Origin of the sequence: Pediococcus argentinicus (genome assembly GCF_001437605.1) — a bacterium.
Taxonomy (GTDB): domain Bacteria; phylum Bacillota; class Bacilli; order Lactobacillales; family Lactobacillaceae; genus Pediococcus; species Pediococcus argentinicus.
This window is the reverse complement of sequence record NZ_JQCQ01000078.1, coordinates 1-584: the sequence shown is the minus strand read 5'-3', so window position 1 is coordinate 584 and position 584 is coordinate 1. Positions and strand designations below refer to the sequence as shown.

Sequence of the window (584 nt, the reverse complement as noted above, 5' to 3'; positions counted from 1 at the left end):
TCACAACGTGAAGATTTAATTGGCACCGCAGGTGCCGAAGCACTAGCTAATTTGGATAATTTGATTGCCATTATTTCAGCACGTCTAGCACTCATTTGATTTGGGCCTGTGGTTAGGAGTTGATTCATAATAGCTTGAACAGAAATGTCTGTCACTAAGTGGGCGTGTGGAAAACGGTCGACAATCTGCCAATAACGTTCTCCTTCAGGGCTGCTTAATAGACTTTCTATCTCAGGAAATGTCCACTGAAGAGCAGTATGCAGTCGATTTTTGAATGTGATCGTATCATGGGTGAGTTCCTGATACTGACGGCTTAACGCCGTCAATTCATGATAGATGGGTAACTCGATATATGTCTGTTGGCGGTTCAATAATAGTTGGGTTTTGGCTAATCCCAAAGCATCACTGACATCATTCTTTTGTGGTCGCAATTGATCAAGTTCCTTCTTCGCGGCTAATGGGTTTAGCCTAGAGTAAGAATAACCATTCGCTTCTAAAAAGTACTGAAGTCTTGCAGAATAGACTCCAGTTGCTTCAAAGACAATCTCTGGAACGACCTTAAATTGACAGATTACTTGGTTTAA

The 584-nt window shown here is 41.6% G+C and carries 1 protein-coding gene; it reads right to left on the bottom strand.

The genetic code is table 11. From position 1 onward, the window contains the following. On the bottom strand, nt 1–584 hold a 584-nt coding region (locus IV88_RS08970; RefSeq protein ID WP_157059342.1), incomplete at both ends, for an IS110 family transposase.